We start from the raw sequence: 26,080 nt of genomic DNA on the forward strand, positions 1-26,080 counted from the left end.
GCTCAATCGGTTTCGCGCGCCGGCACGAGAATTTCGCGGTTGCCGTTCGACGACATCGCCGAGACGAGCCCCGACTGCTCCATCTGCTCGAGCAGCCGCGCCGCGCGGTTGTAGCCGATCCGCAGGTGCCGCTGCACGAGCGAGATCGAGGCACGGCGATTCTTGACGACGACTTCGACCGCCTGATCGTAGAGCGGATCCGACTCCTCGCCGCCAGCCCCGGTTCCGCCGGCGCCCGCCGAGCCTTCGTCGCCTTCGCCCCCGACACCGCCCTCAAGAATGCCTTCGATGTAATTGGGCTCGCCCTGCTCCTTGAGCTTCTCGACGACGCGATGCACCTCCTCGTCCGAGACGAACGCGCCGTGCACGCGCACCGGCAAGCCGCTGCCTGGCGGCAGATAGAGCATGTCGCCCATGCCGAGCAGCGACTCGGCGCCCTGCTGGTCGAGGATCGTGCGCGAGTCGATCTTCGAGGAGACCTGGAACGCCATGCGCGTCGGCACGTTGGCCTTGATGAGGCCGGTGATGACGTCGACCGACGGACGCTGCGTCGCCAGGATCAAATGGATGCCGGCCGCACGCGCCTTCTGCGCGATCCGCGCGATCAGCTCCTCCACCTTCTTGCCGACCACCATCATGAGATCGGCGAGCTCGTCGATGACGACGACGATGTTCGGCAGGCGCGAGAGCGGCTCGGGATCGTCCGGCGTCAGGCTGAACGGGTTCGGGAGCTTCTCCTCGCGCTTGGCCGCGTCGTCGATCTTGTTGTTGTAGCCGGCGAGATTGCGCACGCCGAGCTTGCTCATCAGCTTGTAGCGGCGCTCCATTTCGGCGACGGCCCAGTTGAGCGCGTGGCCGGCTTGGCGCATATCGGTTACGACGGGGCACAGCAAGTGCGGAATGCCTTCGTAGACGCTCATTTCGAGCATCTTCGGATCGATGAGGATCATCCGCACCTGCTCGGCGCTCGCCTTGTAGAGCAGCGAGAGAATCATCGCGTTGATGCCGACCGATTTGCCTGAGCCGGTCGTGCCGGCGACGAGCAGGTGAGGCATCTTGGCGAGATCGGCGCAGACGGGCTTGCCGCCGATGTCCTTGCCGAGCCCCATGGTGAGCGCCGACGGCGCGTCGGCGTAGACCTCGGAGCCGAGGATCTCGGAGAGGCGCACGGTCTGGCGCCGCTGGTTCGGCAGCTCGAGCGCCATATAGTTCTTGCCGGGAATCGTCTCGACGACGCGGATCGAAACGAGCGACAGCGAGCGCGCGAGATCCTTCGCGAGATTGACGATCTGGCTGCCCTTCACCCCGGTGGCCGGCTCGACCTCATAGCGCGTGACGACCGGGCCGGGATAGGCGGCCACGACGCTCACTTCGACGCCGAAGTCCTTGAGCTTCTTCTCGATCAGGCGCGAGGTGAACTCGAGCGTATCGGCGGAGATCGTCTCCTGCGCGGGCGGCGCGGGGTCGAGCAGCGCGATGGGCGGCAGCGTCGAATCGCCGGGCAGGTCGGTGAAGAGCGGCACCTGCTTTTCCTTCTCGACGCGCTCGGACTTCGCCGGCGTGACGACGGGCGGCACGATCGTGACGGGCTCGTGCTCCTCGATGCGCACGCGGCCCTGCTCCACCTTGCCTTCGCGCTTGACCGCGGCGGCCTCGCCGAGCTTGCGGTCGCGCACGGTCTCACGGCGCAGCTTGGCGAGCGTCACGGCCGAGATGATCGCGTCGCCGACCTTCTCGGCCACCGACAGCCACGAAAACCGGAAGTACAGCGACAGCCCGATCCCAAGCGCAATGAGCAACGCGAGCGTGCCGCCCGTGAAGCCGAGCGCGTGCGACACCCCATGCGCGACCGCCTCGCCGACCACGCCGCCCGGCGCACGCGGCAACTGCACCTTGAGCGACCACATCCGCAGCGCCTCGATGCCGTCACAGGCGAGCAGCACGAGCACGAACGCGAAGGCTTCGGTGATCCAGCCGGAATCGCGCGGCGCGTCGTCATCGAGCGCTTCGCTGCGCGTGATGCGGCTGTAGTTCGCGGAGATGTGACGGGCCAGCAGCACGATCCACCAGTAGGCGGACAGCCCGAACAGCAGGAGCAAGATGTCAGAGGTCCAGGCGCCCACGCGCCCGGCCCAGTTGGCGATCCGGTCGACTTGGGCCGCGTGCGTCCAGCTCGGGTCGTGACGGCTGTAGCTGACGAGCGCCATCAGCAGGAACACGCCGAGCGCGACCTGCAATATCCAGCGAATTTCGGTAAAAAGGCGCGACATGCGGTGCGGCAATGCGTGCGCGTTCGCGGAATAGGGAGCTTTGGCCATTGAATCCGTAGTGCATCTTGCGGCGTTCGCGCTGCGCGCATCGCCAGTCGATCGATGCGGGCTATTGTAAACGCTGTGTTGAAGACGAGGCTGTAAATGACGGTAACTAGCGACAGTCCTGCCGCATTTCGGCTCGGTTTTTGCGTAATTTGCGCCTTTTCCTGCCCGAGCCGGCTCCGCCGCGGCTATCGCGCCGATTGAAAGGTTCTCTCAGCAGCGCCGGTAGCGGGCCTTTATAATGCGAGGCTTATCCCCATCTGCTGTTGCAACCCGGTTGCATCGGCTCGAACGGATGATCGAACCACGCATCCGCCAGCCGACCTTTTTACGGATCGAAGCCCCATCATGTCCACGCGCAAACACGCCAAAGTTTTGATTCTCGGTTCCGGCCCTGCCGGCTACACCGCTGCCGTCTATGCCGCGCGCGCCAACCTGTCGCCGGTGCTCGTCACGGGCCTCGCGCAGGGCGGCCAGCTGATGACGACGACCGACGTCGAGAACTGGCCCGCGGACGCGAACGGCGTGCAGGGCCCCGAGCTGATGCAGCGCTTCCTCGAGCACGCCGAGCGCTTCAACACCGAGATCATCTTCGACCACATCCACACGGCCAAGCTCGACGAGAAGCCGATCCGCCTGATCGGCGACTCCGGCGAGTACACCTGCGACTCGCTGATCATCGCGACGGGCGCCTCCGCGCAGTATCTCGGCCTGCAGTCCGAAGAGCTGTTCATGGGCCGCGGCGTGTCGGCCTGCGCGACCTGCGACGGCTTCTTCTACCGCAACCAGCACGTCGCCGTGGTCGGCGGCGGCAACACGGCGGTCGAAGAAGCGCTCTATCTGGCCGGCATCGCCAAGAAGGTCACGGTGATCCACCGCCGCGACAAGTTCCGCGCCGAGCCGATCCTGATCGACCGCCTGCTCGAGAAGGAGAAGGAAGGCGTCGTCGAGATCAAGTGGAACCACGTGCTCGACGAAGTGAAGGGCGACGATTCGGGCGTGAACGGCCTGCGCATCAAGCACGCGCAATCGGGCGAGACGACTGATATCGATCTGCAAGGCGTGTTCGTCGCGATCGGCCACAAGCCGAACACTGATATCTTCGCCGGCCAGCTCGAGATGAAGAACGGCTACATCATCACGAACGGCGGCTTCAACGGCAACGCGACGGGCACGAGCGTGCCGGGCGTGTTCGCCGCGGGCGACGTGCAGGACCACGTGTATCGCCAGGCGATCACGAGCGCGGGCACGGGCTGCATGGCCGCGCTCGACGCGCAGCGCTACCTCGAGAGCATCCACGAGGTGACGCAGGAACACGTGATGAGCCACGAAGCCGACCGGTAAAATAGCAGGCGGGCCCGCCCGCAAGCCTCCGACGCCAAGCTATCATCGCAAGGGCCGCGGCCAGACGCCGACGGCCCTTTTTTCATTGTCATGGCCAAGAACCTACCCCATCCGAGCGAGCCGAAGAGAAAGCGCGCCGCCGCCGAAACACCGGCAACGCCGCCCCCGGCGCCGGCCGCGCCGGTGCTCGAGCGCGGCAGCGGGCTCGCCGGCCTCGGCGCCGTGCGCGACGCCCTCAAGGGCGACGCCGCCCAGCGCGAGCGCGAACGCGCCGCCGCGGCGCAGGCCAAGCGCGAAGCCGCCGCGGACGCCAACCTCTTTCGCCGCGAAATCGGCGAAGTCGCGCCGCTGAAGACGCCGCCGCGCGCACCGAGCGCACGCACGCAACCGCCGCCGCTCCCGGTCCAGACGCAGCGCGACGAGGAAGCCGTACTGCAGGAAGCGATCTCCGACGAGTTCGATCCCGAAGTCCTGCTCGAAACCGACGAGTCCCTCTCCTACTGCCGTCCCGGCGTGAGCCAGGACGTGGTGCGCAAGCTGCGGCGCGGCGACTGGATCGTACAGGCGCAGCTCGACTTGCACGGCATGCGCCGCGACGAAGCGCGCGAAGCGCTGGCCGAGTTCATCCGAGAATCGGTGAAGCGCGGGCTGCGCTGCCTGCGCGTGATTCACGGCAAGGGGCTGGGGTCGATCGGCAAGGAGCCGGTGCTGAAGGGCAAGGTGCGCGCCTGGCTCGTGCAGAAGGCCGAAGTGATTGCGTTCTGCCAGGCGCGGCCGCACGACGGCGGCGCAGGCGCCGTGCTCGTGCTGCTGCAGCCGGGAAGCGCGCCGGGCAGCGCCCGCTCCGACAGGGGGGCGCGTGGTACATCCTAGGTTGACACTCGCCGTCTCCATCATGGAGACGATCGCCATCCTCGCGTACGCAATCTCAGGCTTTCTCGAAGCGCGCAAGCGCCGGCTCGATCCGATCGGCACGTTTCTCATCGCGCTCGCAACCGCCTTCGGCGGCGGCACCGTGCGCGACGTCCTGCTCGAGCGCCGGCCGTTCTACTGGGTCGAGCATCAGGAATACGTGATCGTCATCTTCGTGGCGTCGTTCTTCGCGCCGTACGTGCTGCGCCTCGTGTCGCATGTGATTTCCGAGCGCGCGCTCCTGATCGCCGACGCTATCGGCCTCGGGCTTTTCAGCGTCGCCGGCACGTCGATCGCGCTCGATGCGGAAATGCCCCCGTTCATCGCCGTGCTCATGGGCGTGACGACGGGCGTCTTCGGCGGAATCATCCGCGACGTGCTGTGCAACGAAGTGCCGCTCATCCTGCGCGATTCGCGTCCTTATGCGACGTGCGCGTTCGTCGGCTGCTGGGTGTATCTGCTGCTGGCCCGGATGAATGTCGATTCGGTCTACAGCGTGCTCATGGCGACCGGGTTCATCCTCGTGGCCCGGCTTGTCACCTACAAGTTCGACGTGCGCTTGCGGCACTGAGGTACCGCGCCCGCCGTTGTGATGCCGTTGGCGATCAGAAGCTGCCAGGATGCGCGCCTTCTGCGGATTCAAGTCGAGCGACACGACGAAGCCGTTCTGGTCGTCGTTGACTTCGACATTGCGGTTGACGAAGCCCGGCGAGGCAGGCTTGAGGAGGCGTTCGCGCCCTCCGGCGCGGCGGCATCCGCTGCATGGGCGCGAGGGCCGCACAGGCCGATCATCGCCGCAACGGCCGCAGCCGCCAGAAAGCTCACCGACCAGCGGCGCGCGAATGTCGATTTGATAGCCATCGTATTTTGCGTGATTGATTTTCCTTTAGCTGGCGATAGAAGGGGGATCGATCGACAGACAAAAGGGACTTGGCAAGCGCTGCGCGCCGCCGCGCCAAAACAGCAAAATCGACAAACGACTTCCCAAGACAAACACCGGAAAATCGCGCGCAAAAAAACGGCCAGGCGCGGAACTGCAACCGCTACCTGGCCGTTGGGACAGCCTTTACGACAACAACCGAAAGCTCAACCTCCGGCATCGAACGGCACGCGCATCAGGCAATCCGCTCCTCATTGCTCGAATCGAACAGCACCGCCTTCGACACGTCGAACAACAGCGTCATGTTCGTGAGCGGCTGCGGATTCGACGCCGGGTGCACACGGCTCACGATGCGCTTGCCGTTCACCTGCGCGAACACGAGCGTATCGGGCCCTGTCGGCTCGATCACGTCGACCTTCACTTCGATCGGCTGCAACAAACCGCTCTGCACGTCGTGCGCGCTGCGCGCGTCGGTGATGCGCTCGGGGCGCAGGCCGAGAATCGCTTCCTGGCCGATGCGGCTGTTCAGCTTCGCGGGATCGAACGGCAGGTTCATCACGCCGCGCTTGAGCCCGGTATCGATCTCGATGCCGACGCCCGCGCCCTGCTCCACGAGCTTGCCCTGGATGAAGTTCATCGGCGGCGCGCCGATGAAGCCCGCGACGAAAAGATTCGACGGCGAATCGTAGATCTCCTGCGGCGCGCCGAACTGCTGGACGATGCCGTCCTTCATCACCGCGATGCGATCGCCGAGCGTCATTGCCTCGATCTGATCGTGCGTCACGTAGACGATCGTCGTGCCGAGGCGCTGATGCAGCAGCTTGATCTCCGAGCGCATTTCGATGCGCAGCTTCGCGTCGAGGTTGGAGAGCGGCTCGTCGAACAGGAACATCACCGGATCGCGCGCGAGCGCGCGGCCCATCGCGACGCGCTGCCGCTGGCCGCCCGAGAGCTGCCCCGGCTTGCGGTCGAGCAGGTGCGAGATCTGCAGCATGTTCGAAACGCGATCGACGATCTGCGTCTGCTCGCCCTTCGGCACCTTGCGGATGTTGAGGCCGAACGAGATGTTCTCGCGCACCGTCATCGACGGATACAGCGCGTACGACTGGAACACCATCGCGATGTCGCGATCCTTCGGCGACAGGTTGTTCACCACCTTGCCGTCGATCTGGATCTCGCCCTTCGTCACCGTCTCGAGACCGGCGATCATGTTGAGCAGCGTCGATTTCCCGCAGCCCGAGCCGCCGACGAGAATCAGGAACTGGCCGTCCTCGATGTCGATGTTGACACCCTTCAGAACCGGCACTCCGTTCGGGTAGGTCTTGTACACGTCACGGATGGAAAGGCTTGCCATGCTGTGAATCCTCTAGTCTCTGGTACTGCTTTCGAATCCGGCCGCACACGCGGCGGGCCGGATGCTGGTATCGATCGAAAAAGCGCCTGCGTTGAACGCGAAGCAATGCCTCAGCCCTTTACTGCGCCCGCCGTCAGGCCGCGCACGAAGTAGCGCCCGGCGACCACGTAGACGAGCAGCGTCGGCAGCGCCGCGATGATCGCGCCGGCCATGTCGACGTTGTATTCCTTCACGCCCGTCGACGTGTTCACGAGGTTGTTCAGCGCCACCGTGATCGGCATCGAATCGACGCCGGAGAACACGATCCCGAACAGGAAGTCGTTCCAGATCTGCGTGAATTGCCAGATCAGGCACACCATGAAGATCGGCAGCGACACCGGCAGCAGGATGCGCGTGAAGATCATGAAGAAGCCCGCGCCGTCGATGCGCGCCGCCTTCACGAGCTCGGCGGGAATGCTCACGTAGAAGTTGCGGAAGAACATCGTCGTGAACGCAATCCCGTACACCACGTGCACGAACACGAGGCCCGTGATCGTATTGGAGATGCCGAAGAAGCCTTGGAGGCGCGCCATCGGCAGCAAGATCGCCTGGAACGGAATGAAGCAGCCGACGAGCAGCATCGTGAAGAGCGCGTCGGCGCCGCGGAAGCGCCAGTGCGTGAGCACGTAGCCGTTGAACGCGCCGACGATCGACGAGATCAGCACGGCCGGGATCACCATCTTTATCGAGTTCATGAAGAACGGCTGCATCCCGTCGCAGCGCACGCCCGTGCAGGCCTCGCTCCACGCCTTGATCCACGGCGCGAAGGTCCAGTGCGTGGGCGGCGTGAGCAAGTCACCCGCGCGCATCTGGTCGAGGTCCTTGAAGGACGTCGACACCATCACGTAGATCGGGAACAGGAAGTACAGCGCGAACAGGATCAAGGCCGCATAGATGACGGCACGGCTTATGGTCATCTTAGGCTGCATTGCGGGTGCTCCTCGATTCCAGGTACATGAGCGGCACGAGCACGGCCACGACGGTCGCGAGCATCATCATCGACGACGCCGCGCCGACGCCGAGCTGCCCGCGGTTGAACGAGAACGTGTACATGAAGATGGCCGGCAGCGACGAGGAGGTGCCTGGTCCGCCCGCCGTCAACGCGACGACGAGGTCGAAGGTCTTGATCGTGATGTGGCAGAGGATCAGCAGCACCGAGAAGAACACCGGACGCATGCTCGGGATCACGATCCTGCGGTAGATGGTGGGCAAGGTCGCGCCGTCCACCTGCGCCGCCTTGAAGATTTCGGCATCGACGCCGCGCAAACCGGCGAGGAACAGCGCCATCACGAAGCCCGTGGATTGCCAGACGGCCGCGATGACGATGCAGAAGATCGCCTTGTCGGGGTCGTTCAGCCAGTTGAACGAGAAGCTCGTCCAGCCCCAGTCGTTGAGCACCTTCTGCACGCCGAGGTCGGGATTCAGGATCCACTGCCACGCGGTGCCGGTCACGATGAACGAGAGCGCCATCGGATACAGGAACAGCGCGCGCAACGCGCCTTCGTTGCGGATCTTCTGGTCGAGCAGGATCGCGAGGAAGAGCCCGAGGCCCACGCAGATCGCGATGAACGGAATGCCGAACCAGCCGAGGTTCTTGGCGGAGGTCCACCACACGTCGTTCTCGAACAGCTCGCGATAGCGGTCGAGGCCGACGAACGTGTAGCGCGGCATCAATGTCGAATTTGACAGCGACAGATAGCCGGTAATCAGGATGAAGCCATAGACGAAAACCAGGCTGATCGCGATGCTGGGCGACAGCACCAGCTTCGGAATCCAGCGGTCGGCGAGCGCCGACATCGGCGACGTGCGGCGGGCGGCGGATGCCGTTTTCCCATTGCCGCTAAGAGAAGAAGCAGTCACTACTCGACTCCTGAAACTAAGTGCTCGTGGCCTTCCGCGCCCGCTTCCTCATGGAAGCGGGCGCCTTGCTACTTCGCTTACTTCGTTTGTGCGGCCTTCGCGAGCGCGGCGACAGCGCTCTTCGAGTCCTGGGTCGAGTTCATGAACTTCGTCACGACGTCGGTGATGGCGCCGGCCGTCGCATCGGGCTGAGCCATGCCGTGAGCAAGCGACGGCACATAACCGCCGCCCTTGATCGCCGTCTGCTCATCCGCGTACGACTTCTTCGCGCAATCGTCGAACTTGTCCATCGGCACGCCCAGGCGCACCGGGATCGAACCCTTGTACAGGCTGAACTGCTCCTGGAAACCCGGGCTCATGATCGTCTTGGCGAGCGCGGCCTGGCCAGCCGACGCGGCCGATTGGCCCTTCTGCTGGAAGAACACGAACGAATCGACGTTGAACGTGTAGCCCTTCGCCGTGCCCGGCACCGCCGCGCAGATGTAGTCCGAATCCGGTTTCTTGTTGGCGTTCGCGAACTCGCCCTTCGCCCAGTCGCCCATGAACTGCATGCCGGCCTTGCCGTTGATGACCATCGCCGTGGCGAGGTTCCAGTCACGGCCCGTGCGGCTGTTATCCATGTACGACTCGATCTTGCGGACCGTGTCGAACACCTGGACCATCTTGTCGGAGGTCAGCGTCTTCTGGTCGAGGTCGACGAGCGCCTTCTTGTAGAAGTCCGCGCCTTGCGACAGCACGACGTCTTCCCACAGCGTCAGGTCCTGCCACGGCTGGCCGCCCGCTGCGACCGGCTGGATGCCCGCGGCCTTCAGCTTGTCGGCCACCGCGAAGAATTCAGGCCAGCTGGTCGGCACCTTGGCGCCGACCTTGTCGAGCGCGGCCTTGTTGTACCAGACCCAGTTCACGCGGTGCACCGAGAACGGCGCGCCGACGTAGTGGCCGTCCGCGTGCATGATCTTGTCGATTTCGGGCGGCAGGTTCTTCTTCCAATCGGCGGCGGCCGAGTCGACGTTCACGAGCACGCCTTGCGACGCCCATTCCTGGATCAGCGGGCCCTTGATTTGCGCGGCGGCGGGCGCGTTGCCCGAGATCACCTGCGTCTTCAGTGCGGTCATGGCCGCGGCGCCAGCGCCGCCTGCCACCGCGAAGTCCTTCCACGTGTAGCCCTGCTTCTGCATGTCGTCCTTGAGGACGCCGACAGCCTTCGATTCACCACCCGAAGTCCACCAGTGCAGCACTTCGAGGGACTCGGCAGCCTGCGCGGCCGACACACCGCACATGAGACCTGCGGCGCAAAGCGCACCCATGATCGCGCGAAATTTCATTCTTTATCTCCTCCAGACACCTGAACAAGAAACAATTGGCTCCCGATGCAGCCGGGAAGCGGTGGTTTGTAAAACAGGCAAAACACTGGGCGGTCGAGCGCCGGAACTCGCGCATGCGTCAGCGCGCCGAGGCTCGGCCGCTGGCTCTCAAGAGATGAGTGGTTTGGGAAGCAACAACAGTCTCCTCTTTTGATTTTGGCCTGCCCGCGTCGCGCGGTGCAGGCTCGAAGAGGTAATTTGACGTTACCTCTTGATTTGGATTGTAGTTAAACTACAATTCAGTGTCAAAAAAAATTTTATCGGGCTACAACCCTCTGATTCTCGCGGAGACACATGCAAACCGACTCGAGCTTCACCTTCGTTCTCTTTGGCGGAACCGGCGATCTGTCGATGCGAAAGATCCTGCCCGCACTGTATGAAGCGCACCGTGCAGGAATGCTCGCCGAGCAAGGGAAGATCGTCGCGGTCGCGCGCCATGAGGCCGACTTGAGCGGCTATCTGCAGTGGGTCGAGGAGAACGTCAGAGAGCACGTCTCGAAGAAGGGGCTCGACGAAGCCTGCTGGAAGAGCTTCCTCGAGCGCATTGCCTACGTCTACATGGATCTCGGCAAGCCCGAGGACTACGCGATGCTGCGCGATGCGGTCGCCGGCCTGCCCGGCAACCGCGTGTTCTATCTCGCGACGGGCCCGTCGCTGTTCGTGCCGATCTGCCGCGCGCTCGCCTCGGTGGGCCTGAACCAGAACGCGCGCATCGTGCTCGAGAAGCCGCTCGGCTACGACCTGCGCTCGTCGAACGCGATCAACGACGCCGTCGGCGAGATCTTCGCGGAAGACCAGATCTACCGGATCGACCACTACCTCGGCAAGGAGCCCGTGCAGAACCTGCTCGCGCTGCGCTTCGGCAATGCCCTCTTCGAGCCGCTGTGGCGCCGCGAATGGGTCGAGAGCATCCAGATCACGATTGCCGAGGAGCTCGGCGTCGAAGGCCGCGGCGACTTCTACGACAACACCGGCGCGCTGCGCGACATGGTGCAGAACCACTTGCTGCAGCTGCTCTCGATCGTCGCGATGGAGCCGCCGCATTCGATGGATTCCGACTCGGTGCGCGACGAAAAGCTGCGCGTGCTGCGCGCGCTCAAGCCGATCGACGCGCGCGACATCAGCAAGATCGCGGTGCGGGGCCAGTATCATGCGGGCGTGATCAAGGGCACCTCGGTGCCGGCCTACGCGACCGAGCACGGCGTGAAGCCCGACAGCACGACGGAAACCTTCGTCGCGCTGAAAGTGGAAATCGAGAACTGGCGCTGGTCCGGCGTGCCGTTCTTCCTGCGCACCGGCAAGCGCCTCGCCGACCGCGTCGCGGAGATCGTCGTGAACTTCCGGCCGGTGCCGCATTCGGCGCTCGGCGCCACGGCGCTGCGTGCCGGCTCGAACCGCCTCGTGATCCGCCTGCAGCCGAACGAATCGATTCGTCTCTATTGCCTCGCGAAGCAGCCGGGCGAAGGGATGAACCTGTCGAGCGTGCACCTGGATCTCGCGTTCGACCAGTTCTTCAAGGAAGGCCAGATGGAGGCCTACCAGCGCTTGCTGCTCGACGTCATCAACGGCCGCCTCGCGTTGTTCGTGCGGCGCGACGAGCAGGAAGCGGCGTGGACCTGGGTCGAGCCGATCCTGAACGAATGGAAGGCTTCGAACAAGCCGCCCAAGCCGTATGCGGCGGGCACCTGGGGGCCGGCCGCCGCGAGTGCGATGCTCGCGCAGCACGGCACCTGCTGGCTTGAGGAAGAAAATTGACGATTTCATTATGATTGGCGGTTTGCGCGCGGCGGCAGCGCCGCGCCTCCGCTACCAGACGTAGCGGATCGACTAAATCTACAAAAAGCAGCCTGGAGGAGAAGTGATCGAGCTTCACGCTTTCGACGACCCGCGCGCCCAATCCGGCGCGCTGGCGAAAGCGGTCCGCGACGCGCTACAAGCGTCGCTCGCCGCTTCTGGCGCCGCGCCCGCATCGGGCGCCGGCCGTGCGACGCTCGCCGTGTCCGGCGGCACCAGCCCGCGCCCGTTCCTCGAGACGCTCGCCCATGAGACGCTCGACTGGGGCCGCATCGACGTCACGCTCGTCGACGACCGCTGGGTGCCGGAAACCGATTCCGCGAGCAATGCGCGCCTCTTGCGCGAAACCCTGCTGCAGCATGCCGCGAGCCAGGCGCGCTTTCATCCGCTCGTCGACACCTCGCAGGCGCTCGACGCCCACATCGCCGCACTGAACGGCGACGCCGCGCGCGCCCTGCCCAACGTCGCCGTGCTCGGCATGGGCGAGGACGGCCACACGGCCTCGATCTTCGCCGACGCGCCCGAATGGGACGTCGCGATCACCACCGCGGAGCGCTTCGTCGCCGTGCATCCGGGCGCGGCGCCCCATGCGCGGGTGAGCTGGTCGCTGTCCGCGCTCAAGCAGATCGATCGGCTGTTCCTGCTGATCGCCGGCCCGCGCAAGCTCGACGTGCTCAACGCCGCCGCGGCCGCGCCCCAAAAAAACGCCATCTCGAAGCTGGCAAACGACAAGGGAGTCAGACTCGATGTCTACTGGTGTGCAAACTAAGGCTGTCCCCGGGGTGGGTCAGCATGCCGACGGGCCGCGCCTATTGGCCGATATCGGCGGCACCAACGCGCGCTTCGCGCTCGAAACGGGGCCCGGCGAGATCACGCAGATCCGCGTCTATCCGTGCGCCGAGTACCCGGGCGTCGCCGACGTGCTCAAGAAATACCTGAAGGATGTGAAGATCGGCCGCGTCAACCATGCGGCGATCGCGATCGCGAACCCGGTCGACGGCGACCAGGTCAGCATGACCAACCACAACTGGACGTTCTCGATCGAGGCGACGCGGCGCTCGCTCGGCTTCGATACGCTGCTCGTCGTCAACGACTTCACCGCGCTCGCGATGGCCCTGCCCGGCCTCACGGATTCGCAGCGCGTGCAGGTCGGCGGCGGCGCGCGCCGGCAGAACAGCGTGATCGGCCTGCTCGGGCCGGGCACGGGGCTCGGCGTGTCGGGCCTCATTCCCGCCGACGACCGCTGGATCGCGCTCGGCAGCGAAGGCGGCCACGCGAGCTTCTCCCCCATGGACGAGCGCGAGGACCTCGTGCTCCAGTACGCGCGCAAGAAGTGGCCGCATGTGTCGTTCGAGCGCGTGGCCGCGGGGCCCGGGCTCGAACTGATCTACCGGGCGCTCGCCGCGCGCGACAAGAAGCGCGTCCCCGCCTCGTTCGACCCGGCCGAGGTCGTGAACCGCGCGCTCGAGGGCGAGCCGCTCGCGGTCGAGGCCGTCGATTGCTTCTGCGGGATTCTCGGCACCTTCGCCGGCAATATCGCCGTGACGCTCGGCGCGCTCGGCGGCATCTATATCGGCGGCGGCGTAGTGCCGCGGCTCGGCGAGATCTTCGCGCGCTCGCCGTTCCGCCAGCGTTTCGAGGCGAAAGGCCGCTTCGAGCCGTATCTCGCAAACATCCCGACCTACGTGATCACGGCCGAATACCCGGCGTTCCTCGGCGTCTCGGCGATCCTCGCCGAGCAGCTGTCGAACCGCGCGGGCGCGGGCTCGTCGGCCGTGTTCGAGCGCATCCGCCAGATGCGCGACGCGCTCACGCCCGCCGAGCGGCGCGTCGCGGACCTCGCGCTCAACCATCCGCGCTCGATCATCAACGACCCGATCGTCGACATCGCGCGCAAGGCCGACGTCAGCCAGCCGACCGTGATCCGCTTCTGCCGCTCGCTCGGCTGCCAGGGGCTCTCCGACTTCAAGCTGAAGCTCGCCACCGGCCTCACCGGCACGATTCCCGTGAGCCACAGCCAGGTGCACTTGGGCGACGCCGCCACCGACTTCGGCGCGAAGGTGCTCGACAACACCGTGTCGGCGATCCTGCAATTGCGCGAGCACCTGAACTTCGAGAACGTCGAGCGCGCGATCGACCTCCTGAACGGCGCGCGGCGCATCGAGTTCTACGGGCTCGGCAACTCGAACATCGTCGCGCAGGACGCGCACTACAAGTTCTTCCGCTTCGGCATTCCGACCATCGCCTACGGCGACCTGTACATGCAGGCGGCGTCGGCGGCGCTCCTGGGCAAAGGCGACGTGATCGTGGCGGTGTCGAAGTCGGGCCGCGCGCCCGAGCTGCTGCGCGTGCTCGACGTCGCGATGCAGGCCGGCGCGCAGGTGATCGCGATCACGTCGAGCAACACGCCGCTCGCCAAGCGCGCGACGGTCGCGCTCGAGACCGATCACATCGAGATCCGCGAGTCGCAACTCTCGATGATCTCGCGCATCCTGCATCTCGTGATGATCGACATCCTCGCGGTGGGCGTCGCGATCCGGCGCGCCATGCCGAGCACGGAGATGACCGAGGCCATCGCCAAGGCGCGCGCCGAAAGCACCGACGATGCGGTCGCCGTGCTCGACTGGCTCAGCCATGGCGCGGCGTCGTCGGCGGCGGATTGACGGGCGTTCGCGATGAGCGCTCGCTCCTCGATCGAATCGACGAGCGAGCGCAGCGCCTCCACGAAAACCCGCCCCGCGCTTTCCCTCATACAGAAAACATTTGCGCCGTGGTTTCATCGACCCTGCTGGCGAGTTAGCGACGCGCCGGCTTTTCATCGAAGCTGGACCCGCCCCGTTGAAACGGCGCGGGTCTTTTTTTCGCCTGCTGAATCGCCTTTTTATCCGTCGCGCCGACCGCGCCTGGGCTCTAAATTTCCCATCTCCGTTCCGAGCTTCCACCTCGTAACGCGCTACTCAAAATTAGGCGCCCCTAGATATCCCAATTTTTCAACTCATTTACAACGGTCGCCACCGGCATAGACAGCGTTGCCAAAAAGCAACACCTTGATCGAATTTAAGCAAACGCTTTCATTGAAACCCGCGCCAGTAGGTGATTTCAAAAATTCAAGACTTGCAATTCTCTATTGCAAAATGCGCAATAACAGCAAAACAATTGGTATTTACCCCAATAAGTCGATGGGTTCTTGCCCCCTAGTATCCGACCGTCCGCTGAAAACAGCGGCGGGCATTTCCCTTTCACAGGGCTTACGCGCGCTGCCATTCTTCGCCCGAACAGGGTGTTCACAGCTATTTCCGTCTCGGAGACCATTTAATGAAAAAATCGCTTCTCGCACTTGCCGCACTGAGCACGTTCGCTGGCGTCGCTCACGCTCAAAGCAATGTCACCCTGTACGGCATCGTTGACGAAGGCTTGGTTTACACGAACAACGTGGCGACGTCCTCGGGCCACAGCTCGCTCACGCAGCTCGCAAGCGGCAACGAGTCCGGCTCGCGCTGGGGCCTGACCGGTGCCGAAGACCTGGGCGGTGGTCTGAAGGCGATCTTCAAGTTGGAAAACGGCTTCAACGCCAACAACGGCACGCTGGGTCAAGGCGGCCGTGAATTCGGCCGTCAAGCCTGGGTGGGACTGAACAGCGGCTTCGGCACCCTCACGTTGGGTCGCCAATACAATGCGGTCCAGGATTACCTCGCACCGCTCGACGTGGCCTCGGTGCTGACGCAATTTGCAACGCACCCGTACGATAACGACAATCTGAACAATACGTTCCGCACCGATAACTCGGTGAAGTACGCGACACCGCTGATTGCTGGCTTCCAGGCAGAGGCCCTGTATGCCTTCTCGAATTCGACGAACTTCGCCAACAACCGCGCCTATAGCGTCGGCGCTACCTACTCGATGGGGCCGATGGCCTTGGGAGCTGGGTATGCACGTGCGCAGAACCCGGGTGCCAATGGCGGCGCTCTTGTCGGCAATGTGGCTACGGCGGCATCCACCGGGACGTCGAGCCCGTACGGCAGCAGCTTCGGCACGCGTGTTGATCAATGGGGCATCGGCGGCACGTATGCCTTCGGCCCGGCAACCGTTGGCCTCCTTTACACGGGTTCGCTCTTCACGAACGCAACGAACAAGCTGATCTTGGGCGGCGCGGCCGGCTCGCTGCACTTCAACAACTATGAAGCAAGCTTGCGTTATCAGCTCGCCCCGGCACTCGTGCTGGCCCTGGGCGAGACGTACACGACCCTGCATGAAGCCGGGAATAGCGGTCATTACCTGCAAACCAGCGCGGGCGCGGATTACAACCTGTCGAAGCGCACGGACGTCTACCTGAATGCGTTCTATCAGAAGACCTCGAGCAACCTCGTTGCAAACATCGACGCCGCCGGCGGCGCTGCTAGCGGCACGTCGCAGGTCGCAGCCACGGTCGGCATCCGCCACAAGTTCTAAAAGCAATACCGATTCGGCACGATCCGGCAGCCCAACCGCTCGCCGGACCGTGTTCCGATTGCAAAAGCTCCGCCTTGCGCGGAGCTTTTTTTTATTCCTCGGCCAGCGGCTGCGCCTTCGTCGTCCGCACCGGCCATCCGTGCCAGCGCACGACCAGAATCCGCCCGACGAAGCAAAACACGCCCGTCATGGCGATCGTGATCCCCATGCCCCTCGGCGAACCATCATGAAACGCGCCGACCGCGATGCTCGCCACCGCGCCGAGCGCGAGCTGCATCGCGCCGAACACAGCCGCCGCGGCGCCCGCGTTGTGCGGGTAGCGATGCATCAGGTCGGTCGTGCAATTGGCCGACAACAGCCCCACGACGCCCACCACGAAGAACAGGCACACCACGATCGACCACAGCCCGCCCCACCCCGTCAGGCACACGAGCGCGACCGAGAGCGACGCGACGCAGCTCACGAGCGCCGCCGCCTTGATGATCGCCAGCGACCCGAGGCGCCCGACCAGGTGCGTATTCAGGTAGTTCGCGAGCATGATGCCGACGACGTTCAGCCCGAACAGGAAGCCGTAGTGCTGGGGCTTCACGTGGAAGTAGTCGATATAGACGAACGGCGTCGCGGTGATGTACGCGAACATCGATGCGAACGCCATCCCGCCGCAGAGCATATGGCCAAGCGCAACGGGATCGGTGAGCAGGCGCCCGTAGACCGCGAACGATTTCAGCACCGCGGCGTTCCTGCGCTTCTCGCGCGGCCACGTCTCCGGCACACGCAGGAAAGCGAGCGCGGCGCACAGCGCGCCGAACAGCGTCAGGAACACGAACACCGCGCGCCAGCCGCCGAGGAGCAGCACCTGCCCGCCGAGGAGCGGCGCGAGCAGCGGCCCGATCGCCGTGACGATCGCGACCATCGACAGCACGCGCGCCGCGTCGGTGGGCTCGTGCGCATCGCGCGCGATCGCCCGCGCGAGCACCGAGGCCGCCCCCGCGCCGAGCGCCTGCAGAAAGCGTACGGCGACGAGCATGTCGATCGACCACGACACGACGCAGCCGATGCTGGCCAGCGTGAAGAGCGCGATGCCGCCGAGCAGCACGGGCCGGCGTCCCCAGGTGTCCGAGAGCGGCCCGTAGAGCAGCATGCCGAACGAGAAGCCGAACATGAAGCTCGTGAGCGTGGCCTGCGCGGCGGCGGCGCTGACCGCGAACGACGCCGCGATCGACGGCAGGCTCGGCAGGTACATATCGGTCGAAATCGGCCCGCAGGCAGCGAGCGCGCCGAGCAATAGGATCAGCCGGCCGTCGGGCCGGCGTCTGACGACGTGTGACATGGGGAATCCGGAGGAAGCGGCTCGGCTGGCGAGCCTTGGAAACGCTGACTACAGGAGGGCTCATTGTACTCGACGGTACAAATTACCTGCCCCGGCGCGCGCAGGCGGCGCACCCGATCGGTTAAGCTCGCGCTTTCCCGCTTCGACACCCGCCGCCCGCGATGACCGCCTTCCTGCTGATCTGGAGCCCGAAAAAGTGGCCCTGGCCCGAACTGCCCGACGTGGCGCGCCGGGTTGCCGCGGGCGAAGCGGTCGCCGACGCCTGGGGCTGCGGCTTCGCGCGCGGCATACTGCCCGGCGACCGGGTCTTCCTGCATCGCGTCGCGCAAGAGCCGAAGGGGATCTTCGGCTCGGGCTACGTGACGCGCGCGCCCTACGAAGTCCCCGATGCGAACACCAAACGCGGCTACCGGCTCTGTATCGACTTCGTCTACGACTGGCTCGTCGACGCGCACCAGGGCGTCGTGATCGCGCGTGACGCCTTGCGCGCGCATCCGTTCTCCGTGCAGACCTGGGACGCGCAAAGCTCGGGCACGTCGATCAAACCCGTCGCCGAGGGCGCGCTCGAGAAGCGCTGGGCCGAGCTGACCGGCAAACGGCCGAGCCCGACGATCCCGCACGCCTCCGGTACAATTTGAGCCATCCCAGTGCGCCCGCAGGCGCCGCTCTTTCGCGCCGCTTACGGGCGCTGCCTCTCTCAATTTCAGCAAACCGCATCCCATGTCCAAGAATCAAGCCCTGTTCGAACGCGCCCAGCTCACCATTCCCGGCGGCGTGAACTCGCCGGTGCGCGCGTTCCGCTCGGTCGGCGGTACGCCACGCTTCGTCCAACGCGCCCAAGGCCCCTACTTCTGGGACGCCGACGGCGCCCGCTACATCGACTACATCGGCTCCTGGGGGCCAATGATCCTCGGTCACGTGCATCCCGAGGTGCTGGAAGCCGTGCAGCGCGTGCTCGCGAACGGCTTCTCGTTCGGCGCACCCACCGAAGCCGAGATCGAGATCGCCGAGGAAATCTGCAAGCTGGTGCCGTCGATCGAGCAGGTGCGGCTCGTGTCGAGCGGCACCGAAGCGACCATGAGCGCGCTGCGTCTCGCGCGCGGCTTCACGAACCGCAGCCGTATCGTGAAGTTCGAAGGCTGCTACCACGGCCACGCCGACAGCCTGCTCGTGAAAGCGGGCTCGGGCCTGCTTACGTTCGGCAATCCGACGTCGGCCGGCGTGCCCGTCGATATCGCCAAGCACACCACCGTCCTCGAGTACAACAACGTCGCCGCGCTCGAAGAAGCATTCGCGGCGTTCGGCAGCGAGATCGCTTCGGTGATCGTCGAGCCCGTTGCGGGCAACATGAATCTGGTGCGCGCGACGCCCGAGTTCCTGCAGGCGCTGCGGCGCCTCTGCACCCAGCACGGCGCGGTTCTGATCTTCGACGAAGTGATGTGCGGCTTCCGCGTCGCGCTCGGCGGCGCGCAAGCGCTCTACGGCATCACGCCGGACCTCACCTGCCTCGGCAAGGTGATCGGCGGCGGCATGCCGGCGGCCGCGTTCGGCGGACGCCGCGACATCATGGCCCACCTCGCGCCGCTGGGCGGCGTCTATCAGGCGGGCACGCTGTCGGGCAACCCGGTCGCCGTCGCCGCCGGCTTGAAGACGCTGCAGCTGATTCAGGCACCCGGGTTCTACGAAGCGCTCGCCGCACAAACCGCACGCCTCGCCAACGGCCTCGCCACCGCTGCGCGCGACGCCAAGGTGCCGTTCTGCGCCGACGCGCTCGGCGGCATGTTCGGCCTGTATTTCACCGACGCCATCCCGGCCAGCTTCGCCGACGTCACGCGCTGCGACATCACGCGCTTCAACGCGTTCTTCCACAAGATGCTCGATGCGGGCGTGTACTTCGCGCCGTCGGCGTACGAAGCAGGCTTCGTGTCGATCGCGCACGACGACGCCGTGATCGACGCAACGATCGACGCCGCGCGCGGCGCGTTCGCCGCGCTGGCCGCCGCGTAACGCCGCGTTCGCACGCGCAAACCCACGGCAAACCGACCAATACTGAGGCCCCCGCCGCGATGTTCTCCGAAACCGACTTCATCCATATGCAGCGCGCGCTCGCCCTCGCGGCGCGCGGGATGTACACGACGACGCCGAATCCGCGCGTCGGCTGCGTGCTCGTGAAAAGCGGCGTCGTGATCGGCGAAGGCTTCACGCAGCCCGCCGGCCAGGACCACGCTGAAGTGCGCGCGCTGAAGGATGCCCGCGCGCGCGGCCACGATCCGCGCGGCGCCACCGCCTACGTGACGCTCGAGCCGTGCAGCCACTTCGGCCGCACGCCGCCGTGCGCGCATGCGCTGATCGACGCGCAGGTCGAGCGCGTGATCGCCGCGATGGAAGACCCGAATCCGCAGGTGTCGGGACGCGGGCTCGCGATGCTGCGCGACGCCGGCATCGACGTGCGCTGCGGCCTGCTTTCGAACGAAGCACACGAGATCAACATCGGCTTCGTGTCGCGCATGACGCGCGGCCAGCCGTGGGTGCGCATGAAAATCGCGAGCTCGCTCGACGGGCGCACCGCCCTGCCCACCGGCGAAAGCCAGTGGATCACGGGCGAGGCCGCGCGCGCCGACGGCCATGCATGGCGCGCCCGCGCCTGCGCGATCCTCACGGGCATCGGCACCGTGCGCGAAGACGATCCGCAGTTGACCGTGCGCGCGGTCGCGACGACGCGCCAGCCCCAGCGCGTCCTGATCGACAGCCGGCTCGAAGTGCCGCTGACGGCGCGCATCCTCGAAGGCGCGCCGCCGCTTATCTTCTGCGCGTCGATCGACAAGCACAACGCCGCGCACGCCGAAGCGCTCACGGCGCGCGGCGCCGAGATCCTGCCGCTCGCGAACGCGCATGGCAAGGTCGACCTGCCCGCGATGCTGAAGCTGCTCGGCTCGCGCGGCATCAACGAGCTGCATGTCGAAGCGGGGCACAAGCTCAACGGATCGCTGCTGCGCGAGGATTGCGTCGACGAATTGCTCGTCTACGTCGCGCCGAGCCTGCTGGGCGCGGAATCGGCGGGCATGTTCGATCTCGCCGCGCCCACGACGCTCGATGCACGCAAGCGCCTCGCATTCCATTCCGCCGAGCGCATCGGCGACGATCTGCGCGTGCTCGCGCGCCTCGCTCCTGCCGGCGCCAATCACTAACTCTCAGGAACCCAAACGATGTTCACAGGAATCGTCGCGGCAGTCGGCCGCATCGAATCGATCACGCCGCTCGGCGGCGCACCGGACGCGGGCGTGCGCCTGACCGTGAATGCCGGCTCGCTCGGCCTCGACGACGTCGCGCTCGGCGACAGCATCGCGATCCAGGGCGCGTGCATGACGGTGATCGCCAAGACCGGAGCGACGTTCGACGTCGACGTGTCGCGCGAGAGCCTGAACCGCACGGCCGGGCTCACGCAGACGGGCGATGTGAATCTCGAGAAGGCGCTGCGGGCGCACGACCGGCTCGGCGGGCACATCGTGTCGGGGCACGTCGACGGACTCGGCACGGTGACGCATTTCGCGCCGGTGGGTGAATCGCAGGAACTGCGCGTGCTCGCGCCGCGCGAGATCGGGCGCTACTTGGCGTATAAGGGGTCGATTACGGTGAATGGCGTGAGCTTGACCGTGAACTCGGTGAACGATCGCGATGACGGGTGCGAGTTTTCGATCAACCTGATTCCGCACACGGTCGAAGTGACGACGCTCAAGCATCTTGCGCAGGGGGCGAAGGTTAATCTGGAGATTGATTTGATCGCGCGCTACACCGAAAGGATGCTGTCGTCGGCGTCCCCCATGGGACGCTCGTAACTGGTTAAACCAGCGCGAGTTTCGAGTTTAATCGTCTACCGACTTACTCGGCGATCCGCTGCCGGAACCACTCCGCCAATGCAGCTTCGTCGAGCGCGCCAGCGGCAACCATTTCCATGGTCCTAACGGCGTCGGCCGGATCAAACTTCAACCGATAGCCGTTGTCTGCCAGGAAAAGGCGCGCAACCACCCAGGCGGTTCTCTTGTTGCCGTCCGCAAAGCCATGATTCCGCGCTAACCCATAGGCATATGCGGCGGCGAGCGCCGCTGCGTCCGCCCCCGCATAAACATCGAGATTCTGCGGCCGTGCCAGTGCTGACTCCACTGCCCCTTTGTCACGCACGCCATCGAGCCCCCCATGCTCGGCAAGCTGGCGATCATGGACGGCATAAGTCAGATCCGCGCGCACCCAGCGCCACGCTGTCATTTGGCCAGCGCCCGCAGAATATCCCGGTCATCGTGCATGATCTCTTCCGCCAGCTTCATCTGGCGTTCAAAATCCGGGTTGTACGGCGTGATCCGGTAGCCGCCTTCTGGCGCCTCGGTCAGATACACGGTATCGCCCTTCTGCACCTTGAGCCGTGCCATAGCCTCCTTGGTAAGAATGAAGCCAGCCGAAGCCCCGACCGTTGTGACCTTGAATGTAAGCATGGCGCCCTCCTCGCTATATAATTTTCATTATATAGCAATCGTTCGAAGGACAAGGATTGAACCGCTCCACCACAGTCGGTGTTCAGGGACAGAAAGGTGGCCATCCCGTTCGCGACGCCGACACGACACCCGAAATTAGCGAACTGGAGCGTTTGCGCGCCGAAAACGCCCGGCTCCGTGCCGTGCTCGATGCGCACGGCATCGACTTCCAACGGTCGTTGGCCGAGCCCGTAGCCCCCCAGCAGTCCGAGGTGTCCCGGCTTAGCACGGACGAGAAAGTCGCTTTGTTTCGCCGACTGTTTCAGGGTCGTACCGACGTTTATCCGGTCAGATGGCAAAGCAAGGCTGGCAAATCAGGCTACTCACCCGCTTGTGCCAACGAGTGGAGACCGGGTATTTGCGAGAAACCCCGGATCAAATGCTCCGACTGCGGCCACCGCCTCCTGATACCGTTGTCCGACCAGTGTGGAGCGGATGCTCAGCACGTCTCAGGACGGCTCCAAGCCATTGAAATGATTCAGTTTTTGGTGAGTCGACTGCCTACCATCGACTCGCTAAAACCTGCTACAGCCATGATTGGTGACGGTATTTCTGACGGTATACAGCCGTTTTCTGCGGTTCGTATACCGTCGCACCCCCGAAATTTGGCCTCTGCGGCACACTGAAAACGGCTGCCAGTCGCGCCAGCATTGGGATCGGCGTCGATCGGCAAAGACCGCTCCAGAGCGCCATCGTCCAGTGTCTCGCCTGTTTCTGAACCTGAGCGGGCGACACGATACCCACAATCCCCCTCGGCCTTGCTCAAGACCATGGACTACCGAGTCAGTTACGAACACAGCCTCAAGAGCGAGCCCGACGCATTCATCGTCCAGGTCCCCTCGCAGCTCGTGCGGGACGTGCCTGCCCCCCCCCCCCGAGCGCCACTCCCCGAGTACATCACCGACCTCATCCTCCAACGCTCGCCGACCATTGCGACGAATCCGAAATCTCCGGGTTCTATGAAGGAACGGCTCTTCTTCGGACATATCGGGTTGCGGAACGGTGGGAAGCCCATCTGACCGGATGCGGCCAGAGTTTCGTTCGCCACGGCGCTAGCTCCGACATTCGGACGTCAGTTCGTCACCCGCAAGCGGCCGCATGCCCTCAGCTGAACGCATGAGCGTCAACACTGGTGCCAGAATCTGTCACTATGGCGGCCTAGACTGAGTTTTCTTACCCAACGAAAGGAAACCATCATGTCTAAAGCCAACGCCAATGCTCTGCTAATCGCTCGCACCTACGTCGAAGCGATGGCGAAGAAGGATGTCGAAACGATCATCTCCGTCTCGGCCGAGGATGTCGTCTGCACATCGCCAATCGGGCAAATCACCGGTATCGAGCGCTTCAGGGACTTCCAGTGTGGGTTCGCTCAAATGATCAAGAACTTGACGGTCCTCGCTGTCCATGGCGACGACGAAGAGGCCGTGGTGGTCTACGACGTCGAAACGCATCCGGTACCGCACTCGCAAGTCGCTGAATTCATCAAGGTCAAGGACGGCAAGCTCGCCTCCACAGACGTGATCTACGACGCCACGCCGTTCGCTGCATACATGGCAACGGTCCAGCCGCACTGAATACGCCGAATATGAAACGTATCCAATACGCTGAGTACGGCGGCCCGGGGTTGATGCGCCTCGAAGACTTCGAGTTGGATGAACCGCGCAAAGGCGAGGTTGCGGTGAAGGTCAAGTTCGCTGCCATCAATCCCATTGACTGGAAGGTGCGCAATGGCTATCTCAAGATGGTCACCGGCAAAGTCTTCCCGCGTGCGATGGGCAGCGACTTCTCTGGGATAGTCATCTCGGTCGGTCCAGGTGTGACGCGCGTCAAGCCTGGTGATGCCGTATTCGGTCTTGCCCGGATCAAGGAAAGTGGCGCGCTCGGCCACGCGGTGGTCACCAACGAAACTTTCCTTGCCAAGAAGCCTGACAACGTTTCCTTCGAAGATGCCGCTTGCCTTGGCACTCCGGGCGTCACAGCCTGGAACGGCCTGGTCGACAAGGCCAAGCTGAAAGCGGGCAGACGCGTCTTCGTTAATGGCTGTACCGGCGCGGTGGGCGAAGCAACTGTTCAGATCGCGTTGATGCTGGGGGCCACGGTTGCAGGCAGTTGCAGCGCAGGAGCAATCGAAAGGGCACGGTCCCTTGGTCTTCAAGCTGTCTTCGACTATCGGACAACCGATTTGTCAACGACAGGCAAGCGCTTCGATGTGGTCTACGACACGGCCGCCACGATGACAACTGCTATGGGTCTCAGCCTGCTGGACAAGGATGGCATGTTCCTTGACATTAACCCAACCCCAGGCAAGTTCATCCGTTCGATCTTCAACCAACGGCTGAGGCCGATTGTCTGTACGCCGCGGGCTGAGATTCTCGATGGCCTCGCTCGTGCCGCCAAGGAGGGAAAAGTTCGGCTCCCTGTCGCCGAGACTGTGCCTCTGACCGAAGCGATCCGATTGATTACTGCGCTGGAAGGGGGGCGTAAGCTTGGCGGGAAGGGCCTTGTTGTGATGGATTGAGCGTGTCACGAAGCCACCGATTATTCGACCTCATGCAGGTACTTCGCCGACACCGTGGAACGGTGTCCGGCGAGGTACTGGCGTGCGAAACAGGCGTGTCGCTACGTACGATCCGCCGCGACATCGCCACGCTACAAGCTATGGGGGCTGACATCGATGGCGCGCCCGGCATCGGCTACATTCTTCGACCGGGGTTCCTTCTGCCCCCCTTGTCCTTTACTGATGAAGAACTGCAAGCGCTCGTAGCAGGCGCGCAGTGGGTCAGCCGTCAGACCGACGACGATTTGGCGCTCGCGGCTCAGAACGCGCTCGCCAAAATCAGCGGCGTCCTTCCTCCTGAGATGCGGCGAGCCCTGGACGATGACGCGCTCTATATCGGTCGTCAGAAGGAGGACCCATCAGTCCTCGATTTGGCACGAGTTCGGCAATCAATGCGCGAGCAGCGCAAGATGCTCATTGTGTACACGGATCAAGCCGGCGCTCCTTCGGAGCGAACCATTTGGCCAATCATGCTTGGCTTCGTCGAGTCCCGAAGGTTCATTGCGGCATGGTGCGAACTACGCGAGGGCTTTCGTCTGTTCCGCATCGACCGGATCGCAAAGGCCACTTTCCTGGACGACCGCTATTCACGCAATCGTCGACAGCTTGTCAAGGAGTGGCGCGCCCAGGAAGACCGCCGACGTAGAGAAGGCTAAATCGCCCGGATGCCCGCCAAGGGAAGCAACTTGACGCGCGTCCACTGCCAAACATTTCGGGCGGCAGCCGGGCCATGAGCAGCCTTTCACGCGTCGATGGGAGCGGACATTCGAACGACTGTTGTCTCCAGATATCGGCTCCGGCATGCGTCGAGGCCCAGTCATGGCCCACGGCGTCGGAGGCAAAGAAATGTACATGGCAACAGAACGCACCGCGGATGTCAGGTGTGTCCTGCGGTAGGATCAGCGACACGGCCGCGCCTGCCGGCGCAACATCCTGTATCGCGTTGGGCGTGACCGTGAGCGAGACCGGCACGCCGGTGGCCGCACAACGCGAGACCACGTGGGCCGTCCGGTCGATCAGCGCCGGGAAGAGCAATGTGTCGAAGGCGCACCACGTGTAAAGGCTTCGGCCGCCAACTTCGAAAGTGTGCGGGGTCTCACGCAACGTCAAACCGTAGCCGACGACGTTGCCATCGTCGTCCCATTCGGTGCCGACCGCCCGTTCGAGTGCAGAGGTCACACGCCCGACGGGCCAGTCCAGCGCCAGAGCCAGCGCGGCGGGAGAAACCGGCGCCCCCTTGCTGAGGTTACGCAGCAGTACAAGAAAGAGATCTGCAAAGCCTTCCAACTGGTTGGCCATCGTCAGGCGCTCGGCCAGTTCGGCCGTGTAGCGGGTAAGGTTCATCGTCGTCCCCCG

The 26,080-nt window shown here is 64.5% G+C and carries 24 protein-coding genes and 2 pseudogenes; 16 read left to right on the forward strand and 10 right to left on the reverse strand.

The genetic code is table 11. From position 1 onward, the window contains the following. Positions 1 to 2: 2 nt before the first annotated feature. On the reverse strand, positions 3 to 2,318 hold the full coding sequence (locus tag FAZ69_RS04040; protein ID WP_136892661.1) for a DNA translocase FtsK: 2,316 nt from the start codon (positions 2,316 to 2,318) through the stop codon (positions 3 to 5). A gap of 345 nt (positions 2,319 to 2,663) precedes the next feature. Between FAZ69_RS04040 and trxB the strand changes: the two genes are divergently transcribed. The 3 genes from trxB (at position 2,664) to FAZ69_RS04055 (ending at position 5,142) form a co-directional block, all read left to right on the forward strand. Next, on the forward strand, positions 2,664 to 3,659 hold the full coding sequence (gene trxB, locus FAZ69_RS04045; RefSeq protein WP_136892662.1) for a thioredoxin-disulfide reductase: 996 nt from the start codon (positions 2,664 to 2,666) through the stop codon (positions 3,657 to 3,659). Between the two features lie 90 nt (positions 3,660 to 3,749). Further along, positions 3,750 to 4,532 carry a Smr/MutS family protein gene (locus FAZ69_RS04050; protein ID WP_136892663.1) on the forward strand — a complete coding sequence of 261 codons (783 nt, stop codon included), beginning with the start codon at positions 3,750 to 3,752 and terminating at the stop codon, positions 4,530 to 4,532. 22 nt (positions 4,533 to 4,554) lie between these two features. After that, the gene (locus FAZ69_RS04055) at positions 4,555 to 5,142 is read left to right on the forward strand and encodes a trimeric intracellular cation channel family protein (protein ID WP_169708549.1); all 588 of its coding nucleotides are present in this window, start codon (positions 4,555 to 4,557) and stop codon (positions 5,140 to 5,142) included. Here FAZ69_RS04055 and ansB read toward each other — a convergent pair. The 5 genes and pseudogenes from ansB to FAZ69_RS04080 form a co-directional block, all read right to left on the reverse strand. Continuing rightward, positions 5,112 to 5,277, reverse strand: a pseudogene (ansB, locus tag FAZ69_RS33760) (L-asparaginase 2); the annotation flags it as partial. The gene FAZ69_RS04055 and the pseudogene ansB overlap by 31 nt on opposite strands. Positions 5,278 to 5,686: 409 nt before the next feature. Continuing rightward, positions 5,687 to 6,805: an ABC transporter ATP-binding protein gene (locus tag FAZ69_RS04065; protein WP_136892665.1), complete on the reverse strand. Its 1,119-nt coding sequence runs from the start codon at positions 6,803 to 6,805 to the stop codon at positions 5,687 to 5,689. Positions 6,806 to 6,915: 110 nt separating this feature from the next. Beyond that, positions 6,916 to 7,773, reverse strand: coding sequence for a carbohydrate ABC transporter permease (locus tag FAZ69_RS04070; RefSeq protein ID WP_169708550.1), 858 nt, complete (start codon positions 7,771 to 7,773; stop codon positions 6,916 to 6,918). Further along, complete coding sequence (locus tag FAZ69_RS04075) at positions 7,763 to 8,641, reverse strand: carbohydrate ABC transporter permease (protein WP_136892878.1); 879 nt, start codon at positions 8,639 to 8,641, stop codon at positions 7,763 to 7,765. The genes FAZ69_RS04070 and FAZ69_RS04075 overlap by 11 nt, the downstream gene beginning before the upstream one ends. 140 nt (positions 8,642 to 8,781) lie before the next feature. Beyond that, on the reverse strand, positions 8,782 to 10,029 hold the full coding sequence (locus FAZ69_RS04080) for an ABC transporter substrate-binding protein (protein ID WP_136892667.1): 1,248 nt from the start codon (positions 10,027 to 10,029) through the stop codon (positions 8,782 to 8,784). 333 nt (positions 10,030 to 10,362) lie between these two features. Here FAZ69_RS04080 and zwf point away from each other — a divergent pair, with 333 nt between their 5' ends. The 4 genes from zwf (at position 10,363) to FAZ69_RS04100 (ending at position 16,311) form a co-directional block, all read left to right on the forward strand. After that, positions 10,363 to 11,823 carry a glucose-6-phosphate dehydrogenase gene (gene zwf, locus FAZ69_RS04085; protein ID WP_136892668.1) on the forward strand — a complete coding sequence of 487 codons (1,461 nt, stop codon included), beginning with the start codon at positions 10,363 to 10,365 and terminating at the stop codon, positions 11,821 to 11,823. A gap of 103 nt (positions 11,824 to 11,926) precedes the next feature. Beyond that, the gene (pgl, locus tag FAZ69_RS04090; protein ID WP_136892669.1) at positions 11,927 to 12,631 is read left to right on the forward strand and encodes a 6-phosphogluconolactonase; all 705 of its coding nucleotides are present in this window, start codon (positions 11,927 to 11,929) and stop codon (positions 12,629 to 12,631) included. Continuing rightward, positions 12,609 to 14,525 carry a bifunctional transcriptional regulator/glucokinase gene (locus FAZ69_RS04095; RefSeq protein WP_136892670.1) on the forward strand — a complete coding sequence of 639 codons (1,917 nt, stop codon included), beginning with the start codon at positions 12,609 to 12,611 and terminating at the stop codon, positions 14,523 to 14,525. The genes pgl and FAZ69_RS04095 overlap by 23 nt, the downstream gene beginning before the upstream one ends. Before the next feature lie 652 nt (positions 14,526 to 15,177). After that, positions 15,178 to 16,311: a porin gene (locus FAZ69_RS04100; RefSeq protein WP_136892671.1), complete on the forward strand. Its 1,134-nt coding sequence runs from the start codon at positions 15,178 to 15,180 to the stop codon at positions 16,309 to 16,311. Between the two features lie 91 nt (positions 16,312 to 16,402). On the opposite strand, the gene FAZ69_RS04105 is transcribed toward FAZ69_RS04100, so the two are convergent. Further along, a complete protein-coding gene (locus tag FAZ69_RS04105) occupies positions 16,403 to 17,641 on the reverse strand; it encodes a Bcr/CflA family multidrug efflux MFS transporter (protein ID WP_136892672.1) in 1,239 nt (412 codons plus the stop codon). Positions 17,642 to 17,802: 161 nt separating this feature from the next. Between FAZ69_RS04105 and FAZ69_RS04110 the strand changes: the two genes are divergently transcribed. The 4 genes from FAZ69_RS04110 to FAZ69_RS04125 all read left to right on the forward strand — a co-directional run bounded on the left by FAZ69_RS04110 (position 17,803) and on the right by FAZ69_RS04125 (position 21,477). Further along, positions 17,803 to 18,279 (forward strand): hypothetical protein, encoded by a 477-nt coding sequence (locus FAZ69_RS04110; protein WP_136892673.1) that lies wholly within the window; start codon positions 17,803 to 17,805, stop codon positions 18,277 to 18,279. An 82-nt stretch (positions 18,280 to 18,361) separates the two neighbouring features. Then, on the forward strand, positions 18,362 to 19,648 hold the full coding sequence (gene hemL, locus FAZ69_RS04115) for a glutamate-1-semialdehyde 2,1-aminomutase (RefSeq protein WP_136892674.1): 1,287 nt from the start codon (positions 18,362 to 18,364) through the stop codon (positions 19,646 to 19,648). Between the two features lie 59 nt (positions 19,649 to 19,707). Then, positions 19,708 to 20,829: a bifunctional diaminohydroxyphosphoribosylaminopyrimidine deaminase/5-amino-6-(5-phosphoribosylamino)uracil reductase RibD gene (gene ribD, locus FAZ69_RS04120; RefSeq protein ID WP_136892675.1), complete on the forward strand. Its 1,122-nt coding sequence runs from the start codon at positions 19,708 to 19,710 to the stop codon at positions 20,827 to 20,829. 18 nt (positions 20,830 to 20,847) lie between these two features. Continuing rightward, complete coding sequence (locus FAZ69_RS04125) at positions 20,848 to 21,477, forward strand: riboflavin synthase (RefSeq protein WP_136892676.1); 630 nt, start codon at positions 20,848 to 20,850, stop codon at positions 21,475 to 21,477. A 43-nt stretch (positions 21,478 to 21,520) separates the two neighbouring features. Here FAZ69_RS04125 and FAZ69_RS04130 read toward each other — a convergent pair whose 3' ends face one another. Both FAZ69_RS04130 and FAZ69_RS04135 read right to left on the reverse strand, forming a co-directional pair. After that, complete coding sequence (locus FAZ69_RS04130; protein ID WP_136892677.1) at positions 21,521 to 21,904, reverse strand: type II toxin-antitoxin system death-on-curing family toxin; 384 nt, start codon at positions 21,902 to 21,904, stop codon at positions 21,521 to 21,523. Beyond that, a complete protein-coding gene (locus FAZ69_RS04135) occupies positions 21,901 to 22,128 on the reverse strand; it encodes an AbrB/MazE/SpoVT family DNA-binding domain-containing protein (RefSeq protein ID WP_009889671.1) in 228 nt (75 codons plus the stop codon). The genes FAZ69_RS04130 and FAZ69_RS04135 overlap by 4 nt, the downstream gene beginning before the upstream one ends. A gap of 56 nt (positions 22,129 to 22,184) precedes the next feature. Here FAZ69_RS04135 and FAZ69_RS33765 point away from each other — a divergent pair, with 56 nt between their 5' ends. From FAZ69_RS33765 to FAZ69_RS04160, 5 genes and pseudogenes are all read left to right on the forward strand, one after another. Further along, the gene (locus FAZ69_RS33765) at positions 22,185 to 22,793 is read left to right on the forward strand and encodes a TOTE conflict system archaeo-eukaryotic primase domain-containing protein (RefSeq protein ID WP_240702104.1); all 609 of its coding nucleotides are present in this window, start codon (positions 22,185 to 22,187) and stop codon (positions 22,791 to 22,793) included. 144 nt (positions 22,794 to 22,937) lie between these two features. Further along, positions 22,938 to 23,130: pseudogene (locus tag FAZ69_RS33770) on the forward strand (hypothetical protein). A gap of 233 nt (positions 23,131 to 23,363) precedes the next feature. Next, on the forward strand, positions 23,364 to 23,741 hold the full coding sequence (locus FAZ69_RS04150) for a nuclear transport factor 2 family protein (protein ID WP_136892678.1): 378 nt from the start codon (positions 23,364 to 23,366) through the stop codon (positions 23,739 to 23,741). 11 nt (positions 23,742 to 23,752) lie between these two features. After that, positions 23,753 to 24,685 (forward strand): NAD(P)-dependent alcohol dehydrogenase, encoded by a 933-nt coding sequence (locus FAZ69_RS04155; RefSeq protein WP_136892679.1) that lies wholly within the window; start codon positions 23,753 to 23,755, stop codon positions 24,683 to 24,685. Continuing rightward, a complete protein-coding gene (locus FAZ69_RS04160) occupies positions 24,682 to 25,380 on the forward strand; it encodes a helix-turn-helix transcriptional regulator (protein WP_136892680.1) in 699 nt (232 codons plus the stop codon). The genes FAZ69_RS04155 and FAZ69_RS04160 overlap by 4 nt, the downstream gene beginning before the upstream one ends. On the opposite strand, the gene merB is transcribed toward FAZ69_RS04160, so the two are convergent. Next, entirely contained in the window at positions 25,334 to 26,068 is a 735-nt protein-coding gene (merB, locus tag FAZ69_RS04165; RefSeq protein ID WP_136892681.1) for an organomercurial lyase MerB, read from the reverse strand. The two genes, FAZ69_RS04160 and merB, sit on opposite strands and share 47 nt — an antisense overlap. Between the last annotated feature and the right edge of the window lie 12 nt (positions 26,069 to 26,080).

It is taken from the genome of Trinickia terrae, assembly GCF_005144415.1.
Taxonomy (GTDB): domain Bacteria; phylum Pseudomonadota; class Gammaproteobacteria; order Burkholderiales; family Burkholderiaceae; genus Trinickia_A; species Trinickia_A terrae.

Bases quoted from the DNA above. Each gene is read 5' to 3' on its own strand.
- FAZ69_RS04155 (WP_136892679.1), top strand. From the start codon at position 23,753: ATGAAACGTATCCAATACGCTGAGTACGGCGGCCCGGGGTTGATGCGC.
- FAZ69_RS04040 (WP_136892661.1), bottom strand. From the start codon at position 2,318: ATGGCCAAAGCTCCCTATTCCGCGAACGCGCACGCATTGCCGCACCGC.
- FAZ69_RS04055 (WP_169708549.1), top strand. From the start codon at position 4,555: ATGGAGACGATCGCCATCCTCGCGTACGCAATCTCAGGCTTTCTCGAA.
- FAZ69_RS04070 (WP_169708550.1), bottom strand. From the start codon at position 7,773: ATGCAGCCTAAGATGACCATAAGCCGTGCCGTCATCTATGCGGCCTTG.
- FAZ69_RS04105 (WP_136892672.1), bottom strand. From the start codon at position 17,641: ATGTCACACGTCGTCAGACGCCGGCCCGACGGCCGGCTGATCCTATTG.
- FAZ69_RS04150 (WP_136892678.1), top strand. From the start codon at position 23,364: ATGTCTAAAGCCAACGCCAATGCTCTGCTAATCGCTCGCACCTACGTC.
- FAZ69_RS04125 (WP_136892676.1), top strand. From the start codon at position 20,848: ATGTTCACAGGAATCGTCGCGGCAGTCGGCCGCATCGAATCGATCACG.
- trxB (WP_136892662.1), top strand. From the start codon at position 2,664: ATGTCCACGCGCAAACACGCCAAAGTTTTGATTCTCGGTTCCGGCCCT.
- zwf (WP_136892668.1), top strand. From the start codon at position 10,363: ATGCAAACCGACTCGAGCTTCACCTTCGTTCTCTTTGGCGGAACCGGC.
- FAZ69_RS04110 (WP_136892673.1), top strand. From the start codon at position 17,803: ATGACCGCCTTCCTGCTGATCTGGAGCCCGAAAAAGTGGCCCTGGCCC.
- FAZ69_RS04075 (WP_136892878.1), bottom strand. From the start codon at position 8,641: ATGTCGGCGCTCGCCGACCGCTGGATTCCGAAGCTGGTGCTGTCGCCC.
- FAZ69_RS04080 (WP_136892667.1), bottom strand. From the start codon at position 10,029: ATGAAATTTCGCGCGATCATGGGTGCGCTTTGCGCCGCAGGTCTCATG.
- FAZ69_RS04095 (WP_136892670.1), top strand. From the start codon at position 12,609: ATGTCTACTGGTGTGCAAACTAAGGCTGTCCCCGGGGTGGGTCAGCAT.
- merB (WP_136892681.1), bottom strand. From the start codon at position 26,068: ATGAACCTTACCCGCTACACGGCCGAACTGGCCGAGCGCCTGACGATG.
- FAZ69_RS04135 (WP_009889671.1), bottom strand. From the start codon at position 22,128: ATGCTTACATTCAAGGTCACAACGGTCGGGGCTTCGGCTGGCTTCATT.
- FAZ69_RS04065 (WP_136892665.1), bottom strand. From the start codon at position 6,805: ATGGCAAGCCTTTCCATCCGTGACGTGTACAAGACCTACCCGAACGGA.
- FAZ69_RS04130 (WP_136892677.1), bottom strand. From the start codon at position 21,904: ATGACAGCGTGGCGCTGGGTGCGCGCGGATCTGACTTATGCCGTCCAT.
- FAZ69_RS04050 (WP_136892663.1), top strand. From the start codon at position 3,750: ATGGCCAAGAACCTACCCCATCCGAGCGAGCCGAAGAGAAAGCGCGCC.
- hemL (WP_136892674.1), top strand. From the start codon at position 18,362: ATGTCCAAGAATCAAGCCCTGTTCGAACGCGCCCAGCTCACCATTCCC.
- ribD (WP_136892675.1), top strand. From the start codon at position 19,708: ATGTTCTCCGAAACCGACTTCATCCATATGCAGCGCGCGCTCGCCCTC.
- FAZ69_RS04100 (WP_136892671.1), top strand. From the start codon at position 15,178: ATGAAAAAATCGCTTCTCGCACTTGCCGCACTGAGCACGTTCGCTGGC.